This is a genomic window from Actinomadura sp. B10D3 (assembly GCF_039871695.1).
Classification (GTDB): domain Bacteria; phylum Actinomycetota; class Actinomycetes; order Streptosporangiales; family Streptosporangiaceae; genus Spirillospora; species Spirillospora madurae.
The window spans coordinates 42,711-64,811 of record NZ_JBDPLY010000020.1; the positions used below are offsets into that span (position 1 = coordinate 42,711).

General features: G+C 71.7%; 16 protein-coding genes and 1 riboswitch. Of the genes, 5 read left to right on the forward strand and 11 right to left on the reverse strand.

Annotated features, from left to right (window positions below; translation table 11 throughout):
- Nucleotides 1-40 precede the first annotated feature (40 nt).
- Both ABGB11_RS26880 and ABGB11_RS26885 read right to left on the reverse strand, forming a co-directional pair.
- Nucleotides 41-1,546: a sigma-70 family RNA polymerase sigma factor gene (locus ABGB11_RS26880; protein WP_347636979.1), complete on the reverse strand. Its 1,506-nt coding sequence runs from the start codon at nucleotides 1,544-1,546 to the stop codon at nucleotides 41-43.
- A gap of 285 nt (nucleotides 1,547-1,831) precedes the next feature.
- Entirely contained in the window at nucleotides 1,832-4,111 is a 2,280-nt protein-coding gene (locus ABGB11_RS26885; protein ID WP_347636981.1) for a substrate-binding domain-containing protein, read from the reverse strand.
- A gap of 272 nt (nucleotides 4,112-4,383) precedes the next feature.
- On the opposite strand from ABGB11_RS26885, the gene ABGB11_RS26890 reads away from it, so the two are divergent.
- The 3 genes from ABGB11_RS26890 (at nucleotide 4,384) to ABGB11_RS26900 (ending at nucleotide 7,435) form a co-directional block, all read left to right on the forward strand.
- A complete protein-coding gene (locus tag ABGB11_RS26890; protein WP_347636983.1) occupies nucleotides 4,384-5,202 on the forward strand; it encodes an RNA methyltransferase in 819 nt (272 codons plus the stop codon).
- Nucleotides 5,203-5,483: 281 nt separating this feature from the next.
- On the forward strand, nucleotides 5,484-6,194 hold the full coding sequence (locus ABGB11_RS26895; protein ID WP_347636985.1) for a hypothetical protein: 711 nt from the start codon (nucleotides 5,484-5,486) through the stop codon (nucleotides 6,192-6,194).
- Between the two features lie 5 nt (nucleotides 6,195-6,199).
- A complete protein-coding gene (locus tag ABGB11_RS26900) occupies nucleotides 6,200-7,435 on the forward strand; it encodes a S8 family serine peptidase (RefSeq protein ID WP_347637184.1) in 1,236 nt (411 codons plus the stop codon).
- A 196-nt stretch (nucleotides 7,436-7,631) separates the two neighbouring features.
- Here the strand turns inward: ABGB11_RS26900 and ABGB11_RS26905 are convergent, their stop codons facing one another.
- The 4 genes from ABGB11_RS26905 to ABGB11_RS26920 form a co-directional block, all read right to left on the reverse strand.
- Nucleotides 7,632-8,606, reverse strand: coding sequence for a hypothetical protein (locus ABGB11_RS26905; protein WP_347636987.1), 975 nt, complete (start codon nucleotides 8,604-8,606; stop codon nucleotides 7,632-7,634).
- A 144-nt stretch (nucleotides 8,607-8,750) separates the two neighbouring features.
- On the reverse strand, nucleotides 8,751-9,119 hold the full coding sequence (locus ABGB11_RS26910; RefSeq protein ID WP_347636989.1) for a hypothetical protein: 369 nt from the start codon (nucleotides 9,117-9,119) through the stop codon (nucleotides 8,751-8,753).
- Nucleotides 9,116-12,529, reverse strand: coding sequence for an SseB family protein (locus tag ABGB11_RS26915; RefSeq protein WP_347636991.1), 3,414 nt, complete (start codon nucleotides 12,527-12,529; stop codon nucleotides 9,116-9,118). Before ABGB11_RS26915 ends, ABGB11_RS26910 begins: the two co-directional genes overlap by 4 nt.
- 102 nt (nucleotides 12,530-12,631) lie before the next feature.
- Nucleotides 12,632-13,912, reverse strand: a complete 1,281-nt coding sequence (locus ABGB11_RS26920) for an aminotransferase class V-fold PLP-dependent enzyme (protein ID WP_347636993.1) — start codon at nucleotides 13,910-13,912, stop codon at nucleotides 12,632-12,634.
- Nucleotides 13,913-13,953: 41 nt separating this feature from the next.
- Nucleotides 13,954-14,070, reverse strand: a riboswitch (SAM riboswitch).
- Nucleotides 14,071-14,120: 50 nt separating this feature from the next.
- Between ABGB11_RS26920 and ABGB11_RS26925 the strand changes: the two genes are divergently transcribed.
- Nucleotides 14,121-14,504 (forward strand): hypothetical protein, encoded by a 384-nt coding sequence (locus ABGB11_RS26925; protein ID WP_347636995.1) that lies wholly within the window; start codon nucleotides 14,121-14,123, stop codon nucleotides 14,502-14,504.
- Between the two features lie 37 nt (nucleotides 14,505-14,541).
- Here ABGB11_RS26925 and ABGB11_RS26930 read toward each other — a convergent pair whose 3' ends face one another.
- Both ABGB11_RS26930 and ABGB11_RS26935 read right to left on the reverse strand, forming a co-directional pair.
- A complete protein-coding gene (locus ABGB11_RS26930) occupies nucleotides 14,542-17,172 on the reverse strand; it encodes a transglycosylase domain-containing protein (RefSeq protein ID WP_347636997.1) in 2,631 nt (876 codons plus the stop codon).
- Nucleotides 17,173-17,383: 211 nt separating this feature from the next.
- Nucleotides 17,384-18,529 carry an FKBP-type peptidyl-prolyl cis-trans isomerase gene (locus tag ABGB11_RS26935; RefSeq protein ID WP_347636999.1) on the reverse strand — a complete coding sequence of 382 codons (1,146 nt, stop codon included), beginning with the start codon at nucleotides 18,527-18,529 and terminating at the stop codon, nucleotides 17,384-17,386.
- 224 nt (nucleotides 18,530-18,753) lie between these two features.
- On the opposite strand from ABGB11_RS26935, the gene ABGB11_RS26940 reads away from it, so the two are divergent.
- Entirely contained in the window at nucleotides 18,754-19,572 is an 819-nt protein-coding gene (locus ABGB11_RS26940; protein ID WP_347637001.1) for an exodeoxyribonuclease III, read from the forward strand.
- Here ABGB11_RS26940 and ABGB11_RS26945 read toward each other — a convergent pair.
- The 3 genes from ABGB11_RS26945 to ABGB11_RS26955 are packed head-to-tail and all read right to left on the reverse strand — an operon-like array spanning nucleotide 19,569 to nucleotide 22,025.
- Complete coding sequence (locus ABGB11_RS26945) at nucleotides 19,569-20,180, reverse strand: class I SAM-dependent methyltransferase (RefSeq protein ID WP_347637003.1); 612 nt, start codon at nucleotides 20,178-20,180, stop codon at nucleotides 19,569-19,571. The two genes, ABGB11_RS26940 and ABGB11_RS26945, sit on opposite strands and share 4 nt — an antisense overlap.
- 10 nt (nucleotides 20,181-20,190) lie before the next feature.
- Nucleotides 20,191-20,952, reverse strand: a complete 762-nt coding sequence (locus ABGB11_RS26950) for a class I SAM-dependent methyltransferase (RefSeq protein ID WP_347637005.1) — start codon at nucleotides 20,950-20,952, stop codon at nucleotides 20,191-20,193.
- Nucleotides 20,953-20,978: 26 nt separating this feature from the next.
- Nucleotides 20,979-22,025 carry a hypothetical protein gene (locus ABGB11_RS26955; RefSeq protein ID WP_347637007.1) on the reverse strand — a complete coding sequence of 349 codons (1,047 nt, stop codon included), beginning with the start codon at nucleotides 22,023-22,025 and terminating at the stop codon, nucleotides 20,979-20,981.
- Nucleotides 22,026-22,101 lie beyond the last annotated feature (76 nt).

A 22,101-nucleotide genomic window follows, 5' to 3' on the forward strand; every position in this document is an offset into this window, starting at 1 on the left:
GGTACTTGCGAGTAGCAATGTGATCTAGATCACGTTTGGCTCAGTTGCCCTCCGGACCGTCGCCCGGAGGCTCCTCGTCGCACGACAGCGTCACCGAGCCCGTGCCACTGGGGGAGAAGCTGACCGTCCCCGATCCGCCGGGCGGCGTGCACGTGCCGAAGACACGGACGGAGGTGCTCTGCCCGCTGCGGAGCGTGCCCCCGCCGCTGGCGCTGAGCCCGTCGGAGTGACCTGTGACGGACCAGGTGACGGACCCGCCCACGGCGCGCACCGAGAGGTTGCAGCTGCCGCGCCCGGGACCGCTGATCGTGCAGCCGCCCACCGACAGCCTGCCGGTCCGCGGCGCGCTGCTGGTCGCGGACGGCCTGGACGAGCGCGTCGGCGTGCGCGTCCGGGTCGGCGTCGGGGTCGGGCTGGTCGTGGTGGGCGTGGGCGTCGGCGTCTCCGACTCGGTCGGCGACGGGCTGTCCGACGGGCTCTCGGAGTCGCCCGGGGACGACGGGGAGGCCGCCGAGCTGGTCCCGCCCGAGGGGTCCTTGGCCGCCGTCGGCTCGCTCGACGAGCCGGACATCACGTAGAAGGCCCCGGCCACGATCACGATGACGGCCGCGGCCGCGGCCAGCGCCGCGAGCAGCCCGCGCGGGGCGCGCCGCTCGGAGAACGCCCCCGCGTCCGCGCGGTCGAGGCCGTGCGGCCAGCCCCAGGCGTCGAACGGTTCGGCCCTGTGCGCGATCGCGGCGAGGTCGGGCGCCAGCGCGGGGTCGGTGGCGGTCGCCATGACGAGCCCGCGCAGGTCGGTCGGCATCATCGCGACCGGGAGCACCTGGAGAAGCCGCGCCGCGGAGACGGTCCGGTCGCGCCGCGGACCGCAGATGCCGCATGTCTGGATGTGGTGGACGAGCCGCCGCATCACGGGCGGCGGCAGCGGCCCGGCGGCGTCGCCGGCGATCGCGGCGATCTCCGGGCAGTCGTCGCGCCCCGCGCGGGCGAGGTAGCCGGCGGCGAGCGCGTCGTCCAGGCGGGCGTGGGCCTCGCCGGTCAGGTCGGTGGCCTCCTGGGCGTCCATGCCGAGGACGGCGCCGACCTCGGCCGTGTCCAGGCCGTGCCGCAGCACGAGGTCCAGCGCCTCGCGCTCGCGGCCGCGCAACTCGGCCAGGGCGCCGTGGACGAGCCGGCGGGCCTCCTGCCGGCGGGCCTGCTCGGCCTCGTCCAGGAAGCCGTCCTCGACCTCGGGCGCCTCGTGGCGCTCGGCGGGACGGTCCGGGTCGCGCAGCCGCCGCATGCACTCGTTGCGGACGAGCGCGTAGAGCCAGCCGCGGAACCGGTCGGGCTCGCGCAGCACGGACACGTGCGCGTAGGCGGCGATGAGCGCGTCGTGGAGCGCGCCGGCCGCCTGGTCCTGGTCGCGCAGCAGCGCGTGGCAGTAGTCGTACAGGCGGGCCGCGTAGCGGTCCATCACCTGGATGAGGGCGCCTGGGTCGCCCGCCGCCAACGACCGGGCCAGGCGCTCGTCGTCGGCGCGATCGAGACTGGGCCAACCGGACACGAGGTCCTCCCGCGGGCTGTTCGGAAAGCCTCGTCCGCACCATTGGGGACGGGCTGAGAAGAAAATGAAGAAGGGGAGCGGTGTTCTCTCCCGGCGGCCCCGGTCGTCCGGACCGGCCGCCTTCCCTGTCACGGGCCAGGGAGGAAGGTGAGTCGGAGGCCCGACGGCCCCGCTCCCCGTCGGGCCTCCACATAGAAAGACGATCGGGTCCCGCACCCGGTTGACACCGAACGCAGGGAAAATTCCAGAACTACCCGGCGCGTCCGGAAGATCACCGGCAGGTGATCACTGGATGCGCCGGGACAGCATCTTGAGGAAGATCTTGGAGATCTCCTGCGGCGTCTGCGCGACCTGGACGTTGCCGTTCGTCGCCGTGGCGATCTTCTCCAGCTCGTTCCTGTCGACCCCCTTACCGAAGCCGATCATGTTGACCTGGATCGGCTTGTTCGGATCCTGCATCTCCTTCAGCTGCTTCAGCGTCTCCGCCAGCGTCGGGCCGCCGTCGTCGTCGTTCTTGCCGTCCGTGAGCAGCAGGATCGAGTTGCCGAACTCCGGCTTGTAGGTCTCGTTCATCTTCTTGTACGCGGCCAGCATCGTCCGGTACAGGCCGGTGTCGCCGTTCGGCTTCGGCTTCATCTGGTTCAGCGTCGACAGGACGAGCCCGCGCCGCGTGTTCGACCCGATCCGGTCGCCGAGCGGGCCGATCGGCACCGACTCCTTGTAGGGGATGCTGCCGTCCATGTTCGTCGAGAACAGCCACTGCCCGAGCTCGGTGTCGTTGGACATCATGCTGAGCCCGCCCTGCGACACCTGCGCGATCGCCTGCAGCCGGTTGGTGTTCGGCCCGACCTTCTCGGCCATCGACCCGGACACGTCGATCAGCGTCAGCATGCGCAGGCCGAGCGACAGCTTCGACCACGCCTGCATGACCTTCGCGACGTCGTCGCTCTTCGGCGTGGGCAGCTGCCGCGGCCGGGCCGGGCTGACCCCGGTGGCCGGGGTGAACCCGGAGGGCGCCTTGCCGTCCGGCGTCCGGAACCCGGCGTCGAGGACGTCCTTGCGGGTGGCCTCGGTGCTCATCGCCTTCTCCAGCAGGCGGGCGCCCTTCTGCTTGGCGTCGTCCTTGCTGGTCACGGTGAACGGGTAGTCCATCGACAGCGTGCCCTCGATCGGGTACAGCGCCACCGCGGGCTCGGCCGGCTTCGTCCGGTTGTAGGCGTAGAGGGCCTGCTCGGACGACAGCGAGATCGGCTGCTTGCCGCTGCGGTCCTTGCGGAAGCGCTGGAACTCCGCCGCCACGTTGGGGACGGTGCTCTCGCGGACGGTCCGGACGATGCCGGTGAAGATCGAGTCGCGGTTGGGGTCGTTCGCCAGCAGCATGCTCGTGACCATCAGCGAGCCCATGCCCGCGGCGTTCTTCATCGGGTCGGGCGCGAGGAGCCGCACCGAGCCCGCCGGGATCATCTGGTTCTTGGTCACCGCGCCGCCCGCGGTGCCGCCGGCGGCCTTCAGCAGGTTGTCCCAGGACGGGCTGGCGGTGACGCCCTGCTTCTTCAGTTGCACCGCGAGCGACTGGGGCAGCCCCACGACGATCGGGCTCTGCGCCAGGGACGTCTTCGTGGAGACGACGCCGCCCTTCTCGCCCTTCTCGTCACCGGCCTGGGCCAGGGACGTCCACAGGGACGAGTCGGGGATCCACACGTCCGGCCGGTCGTTGGCCACGGCCTGCCCGGACAGCAGGGTCGTCACCGACGCCGGCTCGACCTTCTTCACCGTCGCCTTGACGCACTTGCCGTCGACCTTCTCCTTGCCGTCGTTGAAGCGGCCGGCGGCCTTCTCCACGACCGGCGCGATGTCGGGCGCCACCGCGACCGACAGGTTCAGCGCGTCGTCGCCGGAGCAGCCGCCGCCGCTCTCGGCGAACGCGTAGACGCCGACGCCGAGGAGCACCGCGAGGCCGACGGCCCCGGCCATCGGCCCGATCAGCGCGGTCGCGCTGCGCTTGCGCTTGCGGCGCCCGTACTCGTAACCGCCGGACCCGCTGCCGTAACCACCGGACCCGCCGCCGTAACCGCCCGAGTCACCGGACCCGCCGCCGTAGCCGCCGGAGTCGCCCGGCCCTCCGGAGCCGCCGAAGAGCCCGGCACGGCCGCCGTCCGACCTGCTGATGGAGTCGTACTCGCTGTACCCGGTCCCGGCCAGCGGCGAGGATTCGGGGGGCGGCCCCTGCGGCGAGGAAGCCCCGGGCTCCCGCCCGTAGCCCCCGGACCGCCCGGTCCCGTACCCGCCCGTCTCGGACGCGCCGGACCGCCCGCCGTACACCGGCTGCTCCGACGACTGCCGGGGCGTGAACCATTCCGGCGTCTCGCCCGAGGCCCCCGGCGCCATGCCGGGCGGCGCGCCCTGCGGACCCGCCTGCGGCTGGGCGAGCGGCTGCCCCTGCCCGTCACGCGCCCCGAACCAGTCGGACGACCCGTCGTTGGCCGGGCCGAAGACGGGCGTGGACGGGTCGTATCCGCCGTCGCCCATCCCCTCGGGGATGTCATTGCGATGACGTCCGCTCATGGCCTGACCTCGATTCACCAGAAACCCGCCGATGTTTCACGGCACTGTAGTAGTACGAACCAGAGGTTACAAAGAACTCAAAATTGATAATGACGCAGGTCATGAGCGTATGTCTTGAAGATCCCGGCATTGCCTTCGACCATCACAACCAGCGATCACGGCGGTACACCCCGGGGTTGACTCTGGTCGGCCCGGGCGGAAAAGATCATTAAGCGGCCGGATCCGGCCGCCGCTTCGCTGAACCATCCCGCACCCGGCGGCACACTTGGGGGATGGCCCGCCTGATCCCCCTCGCCGACCCCGCGGACCCGCGCCTCGCGGACTACGTCCGGCTCCGCGACGTGAACCTGCGCAAGAGCCTGGAGGCCGAGCACGGCCTCTTCGTCGCAGAGGGCGAGAAGGTGATCCGCCGGGCCGTCGCCGCCGGCCACCCCGTCCGCTCCCTGCTGATGGCCCGCCGCTGGGCCGAACCGCTCGCCGATGTCCTGGACGGCCTGGACGCCCCCGCCTACATCGTCGACGACGCCACCATGGAGTCCCTTACCGGCTTCCAGGTCCACCGGGGCGCCCTGGCGTCCCTGGAACGCCTCCCGCTGTCGCCCCTCGAAGCCGTCCTGGACGGCGCCCGCCGCATCCTCGTGCTGGAGGACCTCGTTGATCATGGAAACGTGGGCGCCATATACAGGTGCGCCGCCGCCCTCGGCATCGACGCCGTCATCCTGTCTCCCAGGTGCGCGGATCCCCTGTACCGGCGAGCGGTGAAGGTGTCCATGGGAGCCGTCTTCGCCATCCCGTACTCCCGGATGACGCGTTGGCGCGACGACCTGAGCATCATCCGTGATGCCGGCTTCACGATGCTCGCCCTCACCCCGGATCAAGGGGCTACACCTATGGACAGGGCCCCGATGGGGGAGAGGGTCGCCCTCATGCTCGGTTCAGAAGGCGACGGCCTCTCGTCTCGCTGGCTGCATGAGGCCGACGAGCGCGTATGCATACCCATGAACACCGCCGCGATGGCCAACGGCGTCGACTCCCTCAACGTCGTGGCCGCCGCGGCCATCGCATGCCACAGCTTGATGCGCCACGGATGACGGCTCTGTGCCTGGCTGGGTGAAGTGTCGCGCCCGTGTGAAACATGGGGTGATTGTGGTGGAGTTTACGGTCGGTCCGTTACACCCCTATGCTTGCCCGTCCTGGTGATGGGGTGATGACGGCCTGTGGTCGAGTACTGGACTGAAGTCGCCCCCGAACCCGATGACTCCAGACCGGTGAGAATTGCATGTCCTCTGTGAATCACGGCCCCCCTGCGTTCGGGCCACCGCACCCGCCCCCCGCGAACGGCTCGGGCGGATGCCTGGGCACCGGCCTCATCGTGGCAGGTGCGATGGTGCTGCTGGCTGCCACGGCCCTCGGCGTCGTGGGCTACAGCGCCCGCGGTGAGAAGGTGAATCCCGCCTACGGGCAGGCGATGTGGAAAGAGGTGGCGGTCGACACGTTCTTCCCCGCCACCATCCAGCACAAGCGCGAGCCGGGCTCGCATGTGGGAGGCAAGGAGGCCTCCTGGTATCGGGTGGCGATCGCGCCGGACGGCTCCTGCGGGGCCGGGCTTTCGAAGCGCTCGGAGGACCTGGCCGCCGAGGCGGGCTGCGAGGCGGCGCCCCGCGCCACGTACGTGGACGCGAGCGGCAACATCGTGGCGACCGTGGCGGTCGTGGTGCTGAAGCCCGGGGGCGATGTGGACTCGCGGTCGGTGGAGCTCGCCGAGTCGCTCAAAGGCATCACCAACGAATTCGCGCTGGTCCACGCGCTTCCCGCGCCGGGCACCCCGGCGGCTCGCTGGAACGACGAGGCGCGCAACGGGGCCCACGCCGGCGAGGTCGCCAGCGCTGAGGTGCCGTATGTGATCGCAGCGACCACGGGCTCTGTGGACGGACGGAGGGCGGCGAAGCTGCCCCCGCCCTGGAGCGATGACTCTCCGCGGCATGACCGCCTCCCCTGGACCGAGGCCGCCGAGGCGCTCGCGTCGGAAGTGGGCCTCTGGCTGACCGACCTGGCACTCAAGGGCGCCAAGGGGGACGAGTGAACGCGATGAACGGCTGCCGTACGCTGGCCGCGGTCGTGCTGGCCGCCGCGAGCCTTGTCGCCACCGCGCCGAGGGCCCATGCCGCGCCGACCGACTGGGAGATCACCGCGCTGAAGGCGGCGCAGGCGCGGTCGCTGAGCCAGAAGCAGGGCGAGGGTGTCACGGTCGCGGTGATCGACACCGGGGTCGAGGACCGGCACCCCGCGCTGAGGGGCAAGGTGACGCAGGGCCCCGACTACGTACCCGGCGGGGTCAAGCGCGGCGACCGGCGGTGGGGCGTGCACGGCACCGCCATGGCCCATGCCGTCCTGAAGATAGCCCCCAAGGCGCGCATTCTTTCTATCCGGGGCATTTTGGAGAGGGAGGATCCTTCCTTCAACAAAAAGAGCTCCGCCGGCCACGTGCAGCCGAGTATCCAGTACGCGGTCGATCACGGGGCCGACGTCATCTCGCTGTCACTCGGCAGCGACGGCACCTTCGACCTGGGTAACACGAACCAGGAGCAGCGCGCGGTCGGGTACGCGATCAGTAAGGGCATACCGGTCCTGGCGGGCGCGGGCAATGACGGGCGGGCCGCAGAGCTCAATCAGGCCAGCTTCCCCGCCGGGCTCGTCGGGGCCATCGCCGTCGCGGCCGTCAAGCCGGACGGGGGGCGCGCGGAGTTCTCCACCGTTCGCTCCTACAACGATGTCGCCGCTCCAGGCGTGGCGATCAACAGCGCGCAACCGGGCGGCGGGTACAAGGCCATCCAGGGGACCTCGCCGGCGACCGCGCTCGCGTCCGGCGTGGTCGCCCTGATGAAGTCGCGTAACCCGCGGCTGACCCCGGCCGAGGTCCGCACGATCCTGCGGACCACCGCGACAGGGTCCGGCTGGAGCCCGGTGCTCGGCTACGGCCGGATCGACGCGGCGCGGGCGGTGCAGGCCGCCGCGAATCCGCCGCGGACGCTGAAGAACCCCGTGCCGCACAAGGGCAAGTCCCACCTGGGCAAGCCCACCGGGGTCGAGAGGAAGCTCGTGGAGCCGATGGAGACCAGTCTCATCGTCACCATCGCCGTCGCCTTCCTGCTCGGCCTCGCGCTACTCGGCGGCGGCCTCATGCTGAGACGCCGCCGTCACCAGCGGCCCATCCCCGCGGGAGGCCCCCCGATGGGCGGTCCTCCGATGGGCGGGCCTCCCATGGGTGGTCCTCCGATGGGTGGTCCTCCGATGGGTGGTCCTCCCATGGGCGGGCCCCGGTGAGCGGTCGCTGATCCGGGCTTTGAGTGCGTTCGAGGAGTTCCAAAGCTCCAGCGCCGAACCGGCCCGGCGGCTGCCGCAATCGGGCTGCCTAGGTGCATGCGCTGCAGGTTGGTCGGGCCCCCGAGCGATCCGCTGATCCGGAACGCATGAGCCCGGAGTCCCAAAAGGCGATGGGGCGGCGGGCCCGGGGCCGGGCCTACCTGCCGAACATGCCGTGGCGGGGACGGCGGTGCGAGCCCTTCGTGCGCCTGGGCGCCCCGGCCGGCAGGCGGCGGCGTCCGAGCCGCACCTGCGTCAGCAGCAGCGAGAACGCGACCAGCAGCGCCGCCAGCCACGCGATCTGCGTGCTGGCCATCCGCTCGAACGTCAGATCCTGCGCGACGGGCGCCTTGTTGCCCTGCAGGCGGCTCTGCGGCGTCCCCGACCCGGGAGACGGGCTCGGTGCCACCGACGGGTTGGGCGCCTGGATCGACGGCAGCGCCACCTGCGGGTTCCGCGCGTCGAACGACGAGTTCGGCGAGGGCCCCACGTAACCGTCCGACCCCGACCCACTGGACCCGCTGGAGCCACCGGAGCCGCTGCCACCGCCCGACGTCCCGGAGGACGACGAGGAACTGGCGGACGGCGAAGGCGACTTCGTCGGCTTCTTGGTCGGCTTCTTCGTGGGTGTCTTGGTCGGCGTGGGCGACACCTTGATGGGCGTGTAGAGCACTGACGCGGACTGCACGACGGTCTGGGTCTTGTCGTCAGACGCCTTCCCCACCACGGCCACCGTGTAGGCCAACCTGACCTTCTTCTTGATGTCCTTGGGAACCGTGACAGTGGACGTGAGGCTCTCGCCGGCGGTGTCCACCGTCCCCAGGGTGCAGCTCGCGTCCGTCGCCGGAGGCGGGCAGTCCCCCGAGATCTTTAGATCGGCCTTCGGGTCCGTCGACACATTGACGGCCGTCACTTCGACGTCCGAAGCCTTGCCCACGTCTGTGGACACCTTCGTCGTGATGGTGACGGGGGTGCCGGCCTCCACGCTGGCGTCGGCCACGATGACCTTCACCTGGAGCGTCGGGGTCGGTGCCGGCTCGGTGGAGCCCGAGTCGGAGGGGGAGGGGGTCGGGGATTCGGCGGCGGCGGATGCGCCGCCGGCGGCGAGGATGGCCGCCGTGCCGAGCCCCACAAAGACCGGTTTTACCGCCGATCGGCAGATCACTGCCGCCGCACCTCCGTCGCGTCGCCGTTGAGCGCTCTTGCCACTACCCGGGGGATCACCCCGGGAATCATGCGAACATGGATCCACGGCGCAAATCAACCCTGTCCGCGATCAGATGAACTCCTCCTGGATGTCCTCGATCTCGGTGCCGGGTGCCCATGTCTGCCAGATGCCCTGGTCAATGCGGTCGAGGCCGAGCGCTTCGGCGACCGGGGCGCGCCCGCCCGCGTACTCGACACGCAGCCACGATTCGTGCTCGCCGACGATGACGAAGCGCTCGCCGCGCCAGCGGCACGTCGTCCGGACGTAGCGGAGCTCCTCGACCTCGGACGCGGGGACGATGCGGCGGAAGCGTCCGGGACGGAGCTCCTCGAAGCCGTCCGTCGGGCCGGGCGCGTACAGCCTGATCTCGCCGTCGGCGCCCGGAGCGGCCTCGAAGTCGCGCCCGAGCCAGCGCGCGACGTACCCGTCCCGGATCACTGGGTGGCCTCCGTCCGTTCGTTCCAGGCCTCGGCGCTGGCGTCCGGCCGCAGCCAGGCGAGCCGGTCGGGATCGTACATGGCGATGAACCGTTCGGACCGGTCCCTGCCGAGGTAGTACATCTCCGCCCCGTACGGCAGCCGGACGCTGACCACCTTGTACTCGCGGATGGACCCGGCGCTGCCCGGCGCGAAGCCGCTGCCCAGGAACGGCGGCCGCTCGATGACCCATCCGGCCTCGCCCCACGCCGCCATCTCCTCGGCGTCCCGCCCCCCGAAGGGGACGCGGTACAGGTCGGGGCAGTACGCGGGCCACCGGATGACGTACACGCCTTCGTCGCCGGGCGAGAACGGCGAGCCTTCGCAGAGCAGCCCGAGCGCCTCGTACAACTGGGCGGGAGTCTGCAACTCGGCCACGTCGCCGGTCGAGTGCACGAAGCCGCCGACCCGGTCGTAGCCCTGCTCCAGGTACCAGGCGACGTGCCCGTGCGGGACGACCTTCTGCATGATGGTCGGGGACGAGAGACGGTCGTCCAGGTCGGACGCCGGTTGCGGCGCCGGCTCCGGCCGCGGCGGCGGCACGGGGACCTCCGGCCGCGCCGGGACGAGCCCGACCCGAATCGCCCACTCGCTCAGCGCCCGCACCTGGTCGCCGCGCAGCGACGCGCCGATCCGCGTGCCGGGGTTGAGCAGCATCGTCCAGTCTTCACGGGGCCACGCGCCGATCAGCTCCCGGAAGTCCGCGTACACGAACCGGGATTCCGGCAGCACCTCGCGCAGCCTCACGAGCGACGTGAACACCTGCACGGCCGTCGCGCTCCGCAGCGCCGCGTCCCACCGGAACTCCTGCTGCATCGGCGTGATCTCGAGCGGCGCGTCACCGGGGATCGGTACGAGCACGTTCGCGTTCAGCAGCACCCGCAGGAAGGCGTCCGAGTCGCCGCTCTGCGCCGCGTCGAAAAGCTCCTGGTCGATCCGGTTGCCCGGCTCGAACGCCGGCTCGGGCTCTTCCACGGCGCGCAACGCCCGGCCTTGCGGGACGTCCGCCGCCTCCGCATGGCGAGGGCCGCCCGCCTCGGGTGTCGCGCCAGGCGCCTGTTCACCGCCGGCGTCCGGAACTGTGGGCTCCGCCGGGTGCGCGAGGGCTTCTTCCCGTCCGCTTGGCGTGGGCGGGGGCGGGACGTTGGGCGCCTCCAAGCCGCTGCCGCTGGCGTCCGCTTGCCCGCCCGGCGCGACAGGGGGCGGGACGTTGGGCGCGCTTATGTCACTTCCGGTCGGTATCGGCTCGTTGGCCGGCACGACCCCCGGGGCTTCTTCCGGTCCGCTTGGCGTGGGCGGGGGCGGGACGTTGGGCGCCTCCATGCCGCTGCCGCTCGGCTCGCTTGCAGGCGCGGGGGGTTGGGGCGCACCTGCGCCGCTCGCGAACGGAGTGCTGGGCTGCGGCCCTTGGGGGACGTTCGGGGGGCCGGGGGGCTGCTGGCCGGGGGTGTCTCCTTGCGCGCCAGGAGCGACCCGGGGCGGGACGTTGGGCGCGCTTGCGCCAATTCCGGATGGCGTCGGCTCGTTGGCGGGCGCGGCGCCTGGGGGAGTGCCGTGCGCGGCGGGATCAAGCCCCGGGGTTTCTTCTGGTGCGCTTGGTGTGACCGGGGGTGGGACGTCCTGCGGGCTGTGGTGCTGCCCGAGGGCGTCTGCCTGCCCGGCAGGCGCGACCTGGGGCGGGACGTTGGGTGCGCTTGCGAAAGGCTCGCTGGGCTGCGGCTCCTGGGGAGCGTTCTGTGGAGCGGGGGGCTGCCCGGGGGCGTCTTCCTGGTCGCGTGGTGCGGGCTGGGGAGGAAGGGCGGACGGGCCTGTGCCGCCCTCGCTCGGGGCCTCGGGTTGCGCAGGGGGTCGGGGCGCGGCGTGGGCGCCGGAGGGGGCTTCGGACGTCGGCGCCGCGGCCAGGTCTTGCGGGTCGCTGGACGGGCCGGAGTGGCGGCCGGTGCCTCCTGGTACGGCGGGCGCCGGTTCATCAGCCTGGGCGGGGTCGGTGCTGGGGACGGCCGGAGCGACGGGGACCGCCGGCGCCTCCGGGGGCGGCGGGGTGGACGCGGACGGCGGCGTGGCCGGGCCGCGCAGCGTGCGGACCTGGTCGCCCGGCATGGACGCGTCGATGGGTGTGCCCGGGTTCAGGACGAGCGTCCAGTTCGTGTCGGGCCAGGCGGTGACCATCTCCAGGAGGCTCGGCATGATGAAGCGGGACGAGCCGATGGCATCGTTCATCCACTTCAGGGACGTGAACAGCTGGATGGACGTGCGGCCGTGGACCGGGACGGGCCGCCACGGGAACTCGGCGTCGCCCGGGACGATGCCCCACGGGGTGTCGGCGTCGGTGGGCACCAGGACCTGGGCGCCGAGCAAGATCTTGAAGAAGCCGTCGGTGTCGCGGCGGCGGGCGGCGTCCAGGAGGCGCTGCTCGACGTCGTTCTGCGGTTCGAAGCGGTCCGCCATGCGCTGGGCGGCGCGCTGGTCGGCCCAGGTGGCGAGGCCGGGGAGCTGCTGGGCGAGGACGGTGCCGCCGGCGGGGGAGCCGGAGTTGATGGCGAGGAGCCAGTCGTGGTTCGGCCAGTAGCGCAGCACGACGGTGAACGGCAGCGTGATGAACTCGGTGCCGGTCCCGGCGGCGCGGGCGGCCTCGGTGAGGCGCTCGGGCGAGGTGAAGACGGGGACGACGGTGGAGCCGTCGACCTCCCTGGTCTGCCAGGGGAAGCCGGGGCGGCCCGGACGCAGCGAGAAGTCGAGGTCGTCCGGGACGGGCAGCAGCACCTCGGTGTCGGCGAGCGTCTGCAGGAACAGGTCGTGGTCGTTGGTGGACGCGGCCCGCAGCAGGTCGCGCTCGACGTCGTTCGCCGGCTGGAACTCGGTGCGGGGCGCCTCGCGGGGCAGGTCGCGGTGCTGGTCGCGGAGCTCCTCCCACGGGGCGGACACGCGGCCGACCTGCGGGGGCCGGCCGTCGCCCTCGGCGACCTGCCGCACGAACCACGACGGCATTCGCGCCTCGATGGGCAGGACGGTGCGGACGCCGTGGGCGGGCGCGTCGATGGCGAGCCACCAGCGGGAGTCCGGCCAGGTCTCCGCGATGTCGCCGAACCGGACCGTCATGAAGTGCTGGTAGGACGGCCCCATGCAGGCGCGCATCGCCGAGGCCGACGTGTAAACCAGGACGTGGACCCGGCCGTCCTCCTCCTGGGTGGGCCAGGACGGCCGCGCCTCCCCCGAGAGGACGCCGTCCACCGCCTCGGGCGGGACGGGTACGACGAGCTCACTGTCCGCGAGCAGGCGGAAGTAGCTCTCCTGGTCCCCGGCCCGTACGGTCTCCTGCAGTCGGTGCTCCAGTTCCGACGTGGGTCGCCACGCGTCGGCCACCGTCGCCACCCCCCTGTTTCCTCCGTGCTCGTCCCCGCGCGACTGCCTACGCTACATGGGCGAACAGGACCAAAGAGCATAATCATCTGACTGCGCGGGAGAGATCGCAGGTCAGCGCTCTGACAGCCCGGCGAGGGCGGTCAGGAGACGGTCGACGTGCTCCTCGGTCGTCCCGATGCCGAGGCTCGCGCGGACGGCGGAGCCGGGCGCGGAGCAGCCGTCCTCACCGCCCAGCAGGTGCCGGACGAACGGGTGCGCGCAGAACTTCCCGTCCCGGACGCCGATGCCGTGCTCGTCCGACAGCGTGAGCGCCACGTCGCGCGCGTCCCAGCCGTCCACGACGAACGACACGATCCCGACGCGCGGCGCGCGCGGTCCCCACAGGGACAGCTCCCGGACGGACGGCAGCGCGGCCAGCCCGGACCGCAGGCGCGCCACCAGGGCCTCCTCGCGCGCGGCCAGCGCCTCCCAGGAGGCGGACAGCGTCTCGCAGGCGGCGGCGAGCGCGATGACCCCGAGGACGTTCGGCGACCCGGCCTCGTGGCGCTGCTCGGCGGACGGCGCCCACCGCGTCGCCGTCCCGACGGAGGCGCTCGCGCCGCCGCCCTTCAGGTACGGCTCGGCGGCGCGCAGCCAGTCGGCGCGCCCGGCGAGCACGCCCGCGCCGAACGGCGCGTACAGCTTGTGCCCGGAGAACGCGACGTAGTCGAGGCCGAGCGCCGCCATGTCCAGCGGGCGGTGCGGGACGAGCTGGGCGGCGTCGACGGCGATGCGGGCGCCGTTGCGGTGCGCGACGCGCGCCAGCTCCTCGATCGGCCACAGTTCGCCGGTGACGTTCGACGCGGCCGTGACGACGAGCAGCCGCGACCCGACCGGGCAGCCGCGCAGGGCGCGCTCGGCGGCGGAGATGGCCTCGGCGGGCGTGGCGGGCGCGGCGAGGCGCACCGCGCGCTTCCACGGCAGCAGCGACGCGTGGTGCTCGGTCTCGAACACGACGACGCTCGTCCCGGCGGGGACGGCGCGGGCGAGCAGGTTCATCGCGTCGGTCGTGTTCCGGGTGAACACGACGGCCGAGCGCCGCCACGCCCCGAGGAACGACCGGACGGTCTCCCGCGCCTCCTCGTAGGCGCGGGTCGTGACCTGGGACGCGTAGCCCGCCCCGCGGTGGACGCTGCTGTAGTACGGCAGCGCACGGGTGACGGCCTCGTGCACCGCCTCCAGGCAGGGCGCGCTCGCCGCGTAGTCGAAGTTGGCGTAGGGGACCTGTCCGCCGTCCCGCACCGGAACCGGGACGTCCGCCCCGATGACGCGGGGAACGGGGCGAACCCGGACCCCCTCGGACGGCGTCACAGCAGGGGTGGCGATGGGGGAGTCTGCGAGCAGCGTGGGCATACCGGAACCCTTCGGGTCAGGGACCCCGGGAGAACCGGCGGGGTCCGCGCTTGCCGGGACGCGGTCGTGCGTCCGGCCAGGTCCTCACCCGGGGCACCCCATCGCGGACGAAGGGTTGCCGGCCAGCAAGCCGGGGCTTGACGCTGGCGCTCATGACCTAGTGCGGAATCATATACGCGGCCGATCTGGGCGCAAACGGGAGGGTGCGATGCGGTACGGGGTGGTGCGGACGGTGGCCGGGGGCGTGGTGGCGCTCGGCGCGTCCGGCCTGCTGGGCGGGTGCGGGACGCTGGGCGGCGGCAACTCAGCCCAGGTGTGCACCGACACCAAGAAGGCGTTCCAGCAGTACGTCACCCAGGTCAGGAGCATCCCGGCGGCGGAGCCGGCACGGTGGCGGCAGGCCACCGAGCAGCTCGCCGGACGGGTCGACGGCCTGGCGAAGCAGGCCGACGACGGCGCCCTGAAGAAGGCGTTGAAGACCGAGGCGGGCAAGCTCCGCGAAGCCGCGCCGGCCGTCGGCACCGGCGACGTGTCTCGGCTCGACGCCGTGATGAGGGACACGCCGGCCACCATCGGCAAGGCCTGCGACTGACGCGCGGCCCGGGTGCGGCGGTGCGCCGCACCCGGCGCTAGTTCCTGGGGAAGCCGCCGATCGGGCCGTCGCCGCCCCCGCCCCCGCCGCCGTCGCCGTTCCCTCCGCCGCCGTCACCGTCGCCGTCGCCTCCGCCGTCACCGTCGCCGCCCCCGCCGGGCGGGGTCGGGATGCCGGTCGGGATGCCGGTCGGCGGCGTCGGGATCTCGGGCTCCTCGGTGTCCGGCGGCGGCCGGGTCGGATCGTCGGTCCCGGGCTGCTCCGTGCCGTCCGGCGGGGCCTCGCGCGTCGGGCCGTCGTAGCCGCCGCCCGGCGTCATCGACGGGGACCCGAACGACTCCGGCTCGTAGTTCTTGATGTTCACTGCGTCGGTCATGTACGAGCGCCACATCTGCGCGGGGAGCTGCCCGCCGTACGCGCCGTAGCCGGGGATGTTCAGCGGCTTGCCGTCGCTGCGGAACATCGCGACCGTCGTCGCCATCTGCGGAATGAACCCGTTGAACCAGATCGCGCGGCCCTTGTCGGTCGTGCCGGTCTTGCCGGCGACGTCGCGGCCGTCGGGCAGCTGCGCGTTCGTCCCGGTGCCGCCCTGGACGACCCGCTGCATCGCGTACGTGGCGTCCCGCGCGTTCTGCTGGCTGAACGCCCGCTTGCCCTTCTCGGTGAAGGTGCGCTTGTGGTCCTCGTTGTCGGTGACGGACTTGACGACGAACGGCTCCCGGTACAGCCCCTCGGACGCGAACGTGGAGTACACGCCCGCCTGCTGGACGGGGTGCAGCGACACGATGCCGAGCGGGAACGTGGCGGCGGACCGCTGCTCCGGCTTCATCTGCGACGCCGGGATGCCCATCTTCTCCGCCATCCTGGCGATCTTCTCGTTGCCGATGTCCTGGCCGAGGTTGACGTACGCGGTGTTGATCGAGTGCTGCGTGGCGGTGGCGAGGTTCACCATGCCGAAGCTCTCGTTGCTGTCGTTGCGGATGTCGGAGCCGGCGAAGTACTGCGGGGAGCTGCCGTCATAGGTGGTGCTGAGCGACCTGCCGTCGTCCAGCGCCGCGGCGAGCGCGATCGGCTTGAACCCGGACCCGGCCTGGGCCCAGTCGCCGAAGGCGCTGCTCAGCGCCTCGTCGAGGTAGCCGCGGCCGCCGTAGAACGCGAGGACCTGACCGGTGGACGGGTCGACCGACACCGCCCCGGTGCGGATCTTCTTGCTCATCCCCTGCGGGGTGTTCTGGGCGACGGACCGCTTCAACGCGTCCATCAGCCGCCTGTCGAACGTCGTGGTGATCTTCAGGCCGCTCCGGTTGATCTCGTCCTCGCTGTAGCCGCGGCGCTCGGTGAGCTCCTTCTTGGCCACGTTGACCATGTAGCCCTTCTGGCCCTTGAGGACGTCGGTGATCTTCGCCTTGACCGGGACGGGGAACTTCAAGGACGCGGCCTCGGCGGAGGTGAGCGCGCCGTCCCGGACCATGTTGCCGACGACCGCGCGCCAGCGCTGCTCGGCGTAGACCCGCTGGGGGCCGGTCGGGTCGGCGAAGTTGCTCGGCTGCTGGATCGCGGCGGCGAGGTAGGCGCCCTCCGCGGGCGTCAGCTGCGAGACGTCCTTGTCGTAGTAGGCGCGGGCGGCGGCCTGCACCCCGTAGGCGTCGCGCCCGAAGAAGATGGTGTTGAGGTACTGCTCCAGGATCCAGTCCTTGGACTTCTCCCGCCCCACCTTCAGGGAGACCATGACCTCCTTGAGCTTGCGGGTGACGGAGCGCTCCTTGCCGATGCCGCCGTAGTAGTTGCGGACCATCTGCTGGGTGATCGTCGAACCGCCCTGCAGCTGCCGGCCGGTGACCGTGGACCAGACCGCCCGCGTGGTGCCCTGGACCGACACCCCCGGGTCGTCGTAGAAGCTGCGGTTCTCCGCCGCGATCACCGCGTCGCGGGTGCTCTCGGGGATCCGGTCGAGCTTGACGGCGTCGCGGTTCACGCCGGTCTTCGCGATCGGTGTCTTGCCGTCGGAGTAGTAGAACGTGGGGCCCTGCGCGATCGCCTGCTCCTGCGGCGACGGCACCGGCGTGAACAGGTAGGCGACGGCGAACGCGACGACGCAGAAGCCGATGAGGCCGAGCAGCGTGAACAGCACCCGGCGGAAGAAGCGCGATCTGCGGCTCCGCGCCTTCCGGGGACCCTTGCCCCCGCCCGCGCCGCCTCCGCCGCGGCCGGACCCGGCGCCCGGCGGCGGCGCTCCGCGTTCGGGCGAGGCGGCCATGGTCTTGGTATCACCCGTCGTCGCCTCGCCGACACCATCCGACACCGTCGTATCCGCGGCCGCGCCCTGCTCGGCGGAGGTTCCGGACCCGGAGGTCTCGACCGCGCCCCCGGCGGCGGGCGATTCGGCGGAGGCCTCGGCGGCCGTTTCGGTTCCGGTCTTATCGGCCGCGGACGATTCGGCCCCGCCCGCCTCTCCGGCGTTCTTATCGCCGTTCCGAGATATGTCGCCCTCGCCGGTGAATTCGGCGTCGTGGGTGGATTCTCCGGTGCCCGCTCCGGCGTCCTCCGTCAGCGTCGCGGTCGCCGGACCGTCGGTGCCGGCCGGCGCTCCGGCCTCGGTGTCGAGCCGCTCCACCTCGCCCGTGCCGGTGGGACGTTCGCCCTCCGGAACCTTTTCGCTGTCGCTCACAAGCCCCCCGTGATCAATGCGTTACCGACGATACCTGAGGGGATCCGTGCGCCGGCCGCCCAATGCGCATCTCGTGGCCTCCCAATAGAAGGACGGGCAATGCGCCTCGCCGGTTGTCGTGATGGATGTCGCATCTGCCGGCCTTTGTCAAACGCCGAGCGGCGGGGACCCGTCCCGGGTGCCCGCCGCTCTCGCGTCCGCGCCTTGCGCCCTACTTGTAGACCTTGGCGAGGATGTCCACGACGAACACCAGGGTGTCGTCGCCCTTGATGGTGGGCGGGCTGCCCTTCTTGCCGTAGCCCTCCTCCGGCGGCAGGACGAGCAGCACGCGGCTGCCGACCTTCGCGCCGGTGAGGCCCTTGTCGAAGCCGGGGATGGTCTGCCCGCTGCCGATCGGGAACGTCGCGGGCTGCTTGTTGTCCCAGCTGGAGTCGAACTTCTTGCCGGTCTTCCAGATCTTGCCGGTGTAGTTGACGACCGCCTCGTCGCCCTTGGCGAGCGCGGGCCCGGACCCCTCGACGAGTGTCTTCACCTGGAGCTTGTCGGGCGCGCCCTTGTCCGGGACGGTGACCTTCGGCTCCTTGCCGGCGCCCTTGTCCTCGACCTTGGGCAGCGCCTTGTCGTCCAGCTTCTTCTCGGTGCCCTGCGGCTGCTGGCTCTTCGGGACGACGGCCTGGATGTCCATGACGAACAGGATCGCGTCCTTGGCCGAGATCTGCTGCGGGCTCAGCTGGGTGAGCTCCTTCGACGGCGGCAGCTGCAGCACGAGCCGGCTGCCGGCGGTCTTGCCGACGAGGCTCTTGTCGATGTTCTTCAGCCCGCTCTTGCCGACGACGAGGTGCATGGGGCCGCCGCCCTGCGGGTTCTGCGCGGCCTCCTCGTAGGACGAGCGGACCTTCTCGCTGGAGCTCTTCACCCGCGAGTTCTCCTCGTCCTTGTCCTTCGCCCACTTGTACGTGGCGAACTGGACGTAGACGGTGTCGCCGTCCGCGATCGCGGGGCCGGCCCCCTTGATCGGGGTGCTCACCTTGAGCGACTTGGTCGGCGCCAGCTTGGTCGGGATCTCGACCTTGGGCTCGGCGGCGAACTTGCCGGTCACCTGGATCTCGGGATCGGGGCGGTTCACCCACCAGTACACGCCGCCGGAGATCGCCAGTGCGGCGACCACGACCCCGGCGATCACCTTCAGCCGGCGCTTCTTGGCGTCCTTGGCGGTCAGCCCGGACGGCCGGTTCAGCCCGCTGCCGCGCCCCGCGCTGATGCCGTGCGGGGTGAACTCCGGGCTGCGGATGTTCTGGGCGCTCGGGATCTTCGCCTTGACCGCCGGCTTGCCCCGGGGCTTGTCATCCTCGGCCATGTTTCCTCACTCGCGACGGGTTCGACGACACCACGAACGTGACCACTGTTCCAGGGCCGGGCTAAGCACAGCGTGAAAACCGTGTAAAGGCGGCCGACCCGCAATCTACCGGTCACAGGCTAGGGGTGAAGCCGTCTGGCAGGGGACAGGGAAGCAGCCAGGATATCCCCGCCGGCCGTCCGGCTCACGCCCTGCGGCCAGATGGCGGGTGGCACCCTGGAGGGATGCGCCTCGCCACGTGGAACGTGAACTCGGTCAAGGCACGGCTTCCGCGCCTTCTTTCCTGGCTGGACGAGACGAGGCCGGACGTCGTCTGCCTCCAGGAGACCAAGTGCCGCGCCGACCAGTTCCCCGCCGCCGAGGTGGCGGAGCTCGGCTACGAGACCGCGGCGCACGGGGACGGCCGGTGGAACGGCGTGGCGATCCTCTCCCGGGTCGGCGTCGAGGACGTCTCCAACGGCTTCCCGGGGGAGCCCGCCTACGAGGGCGAGGCCGAGGGCCAGATGAAGCTGGACGAGCCCGTCACGCTCGTCCCGGAGGCCCGCGCGGTCGGCGCGACGTGCGGCGGTGTCCGGGTCTGGTCCCTGTACGCGCCGAACGGCCGCACCCCCGAGTCGGCCCACTACGCCTATAAGCTCGCGTGGTTCGCCGCCCTCCGGGACGCCCTGCGCGCCGAGCTGGTCGACGACGCTCAGCTCGTGGCGTGCGGCGACTACAACGTCGCGCCCACGGACGAGGACGTCTGGGACCCGGCCGTCTTCGTCGGCTCCACCCACGTCACGCCCGCCGAGCGGCAGGCACTCGCCGAACTGCGCGACCTCGGCCTCCACGACGTCGTCCCGACGCCCATGAAGGGCCCCCACCCCTACACGTACTGGGATTACCGGGCAGGGATGTTCCACAAGAACCTGGGGATGCGCATCGACCTCTTCTACGCGAGCGAGGCCGTCGCCAGGCGGGTCGGGTCCGCCTACGTCGACCGGGAGGCCCGCAAAGGCAAGGGCCCGTCCGACCACGCCCCGGTCGTCGTCGACCTGGACTAGCTCCCGGCGCGGGCGAGGAAGCGCCGCTTGCCGGCGTCGTCGGCCTGTTCGAGGACGGTGAAGCCGCCCGGCAGCAGCGACGCGGGCTCCCCGGCGCCGAGGCACCACGCGGCGGGCAGGTGCGGCCGGTCGCGCCGGGCCTCCTCGGTGAACGCCTCCCAGGCCAGCAGCCCGCCCGGCAGGACGGCGAGGGCGGCCCGGCCGAAGACGGCGCGGTCCCAGAACCCGGTGCACAGGACGAGCGCGTAGCCCGGGCCGTCCGGCCGCCAGGCGGCCAGATCGGCCTGGACGAGCGTGATCAGCGACGCGAGCCCGCGCCGCCGGGCCTGCTCGCCGAGCCGCGCGAGGGCGATCTCGGAGATGTCCACGGCCGTCACGGGGCGTCCGGTCGCGGCGGCCTGCAGGGCGCTGCCGGACGGCCCGCACGCGAGGTCGAGCACCGGGCCGTCCGGCAGCTCCAGCGACAGCGCCCGCTCCGCCAGCGGATGCGCGGACGGGGGCCGGGCGTCGCCGCCCGCCTCCGCGCCCGCGTACTTGGCGTTCCACCGGAGCCTGTCCGGGTGCTCGGCCAGCTCCGCGGGTACCCGCTCCGGCGCCACGTCGTCCATGGGGACGAGGTTAACGGCGCTCCGCGATGAGGAGCATGAACATGGCCGTCGGGAAGCCCTTGCGCCACCACGGGTCGTCCCGCAGCTGCTCTTCCGACGGGTGCGGTTCGCGCAGGTCGGCGATGACGAATCCGGCGTCCCGGAGCGTTCCAGCGTAGTACTCCAGCGGCCGGAGCCAGCTTGTGATCATCGAAGGGGACTCCAGCCCGTCCACCAGGAAGTGCTGGTCGATCCCGCGCGAGGCGAAGTACTCCGCCGCCGGGACGCTGTTCGCGGCTCCCTGCTCGGCGTTCTCCACGTAGAAGCAGGGATGCAGCGTCAGCAGGATCATCCGCCCGCCGGACGTGAGGACCCGCCCGAACTCGCCGATGGCGCGGGTCGGGTCCTGCAGGTGGCTGAACAGGTGGTTGCACAGGACGAGGTCGAACGCGTCGTCCTCCAGCGGCAGGTCCTCCACGCTGGCGCGCAGGAACCGGGTGTTCTCCGGGCGGGACGGGTGGGACGCGGCGGCGTCGACCAGCCCCTGCGCCGCGTCGACCCCGGTCACGTCCGCTCCCATGGACGCGAGCGTGCGGGAGAGGTAGCCCTCGCCGCATCCCGCGTCCAGGACGCGCAGGCCCGCGCAGGGCCCGACGGCGTCGAGGACCGCCGCGTCGGTCAGTTCCGTGCGGTACCGGTCGCGGCGCTCTCTGATCACCTTGACCCAGTACTGCGCGTTCGCCTCCCAACGCTCCCGCGTCAGGTTCGCGATGGCTTGCGCCGTGTCCTCCACCGGCTCCCCATTCTTCGGTACCTGGTTCAGGCGAGGCTCTTCAGCCGCCGCACCAGTGCTTCGCAGGTCTGTCTGGTCTTTCTGTCCCGGCAGTCGGCTCCGCGCAGTCGCAGCGCCTGGATCAGCTCGGGGAGCTTTCCGCCGAACGCGGGGTCGCGTTTGAGCGCCAGCGGGATGTACGTCGACGCCAGGTAGTACAGGTAGGCGTCGCTGTACACCATGATCTCGCGCAGCACCTCGACGGCCGTGTTGCGCAGCGACAGGGAGCTCGGGAGGGTGAAGTCGCTGCTGATCCGGCCGTCCTTGCTGTAGGTGGGGAAGGCCCATTCCTCAAGTGCCGCGTACACGGGCGTCGCGTCGAGTTCCTGCCGGTACCGCTCCGCCAGCTCGAAGTCGTTCGAGCTGATCAGGCATCCCATCACGACCCCGCGCATCATGAACGCGGTCTGGCGGCCCGGCATCTCGAACCCGAGGTCGGCCTCCAGCTCCCCGGTCACCTTGCTGACCTGGTGGGTCAGGATGTTCAGCGCGAGGATCGAGTGGAACGAGTAGGTCTTGCGGTTCAGGCGCGGGGCCAGCTCGATGGTCGAGTCGAACAGCTTCTGCGGGTCGACCAGGAGCCCGTGGCCGGACTCGGTCGAGTACAGGGCCTCCAGCGCGGTGTCCTGCTCGCGCCCCCAGAAGCGGGCGATGAACGACGACGTCTTCTGCGTCGCCTGGCCGCGCATGATGTGCACGGCGGCCTCGAGCGCGTTCAGGAGGTGCTGCTTGGCGACCGGCGAGTTCTCCAGGGCGGCCAGGTCGACGGCGAGCCCTTCGCGCTGCAGGTCGGCGACGAGCCCGTCCCGCCTCTTCCGGACGGCGTGCGCCATCGAGTACTCGGCGATCCCGGGGACGGACGACATGAGGCTCTGCAACGACCGGCCGCTGACCCGGTCGAGCCATTCCTCGTTGTCCCACAGCCGGAAGATCGTGCTCTCGTCGAGCCCGGAGAAGGCCGCCACGTCGGACATGTTGAGCCCCATGTCCTTGGTGATGTCCGAGAGAGACTTCGGCTCGCCGTCCGCTGTCATCGCTTGCCCTAGATGTGGCACTTGCTGACGTTCCGATCGTAGCGAAGCGCCGGGCGTGCGGAACGGGCGATCCGCA

Coding starts and splice junctions, on each gene's coding strand:
- ABGB11_RS26885 (WP_347636981.1), bottom strand. CDS start 4,111: ATGAGCGGACGTCATCGCAATGACATCCCCGAGGGGATGGGCGACGGC.
- ABGB11_RS26890 (WP_347636983.1), top strand. CDS start 4,384: ATGGCCCGCCTGATCCCCCTCGCCGACCCCGCGGACCCGCGCCTCGCG.
- ABGB11_RS26900 (WP_347637184.1), top strand. CDS start 6,200: ATGAACGGCTGCCGTACGCTGGCCGCGGTCGTGCTGGCCGCCGCGAGC.
- ABGB11_RS26920 (WP_347636993.1), bottom strand. CDS start 13,912: ATGCCCACGCTGCTCGCAGACTCCCCCATCGCCACCCCTGCTGTGACG.
- ABGB11_RS26925 (WP_347636995.1), top strand. CDS start 14,121: ATGCGGTACGGGGTGGTGCGGACGGTGGCCGGGGGCGTGGTGGCGCTC.
- ABGB11_RS26935 (WP_347636999.1), bottom strand. CDS start 18,529: ATGGCCGAGGATGACAAGCCCCGGGGCAAGCCGGCGGTCAAGGCGAAG.
- ABGB11_RS26940 (WP_347637001.1), top strand. CDS start 18,754: ATGCGCCTCGCCACGTGGAACGTGAACTCGGTCAAGGCACGGCTTCCG.
- ABGB11_RS26945 (WP_347637003.1), bottom strand. CDS start 20,180: ATGGACGACGTGGCGCCGGAGCGGGTACCCGCGGAGCTGGCCGAGCAC.
- ABGB11_RS26955 (WP_347637007.1), bottom strand. CDS start 22,025: ATGACAGCGGACGGCGAGCCGAAGTCTCTCTCGGACATCACCAAGGAC.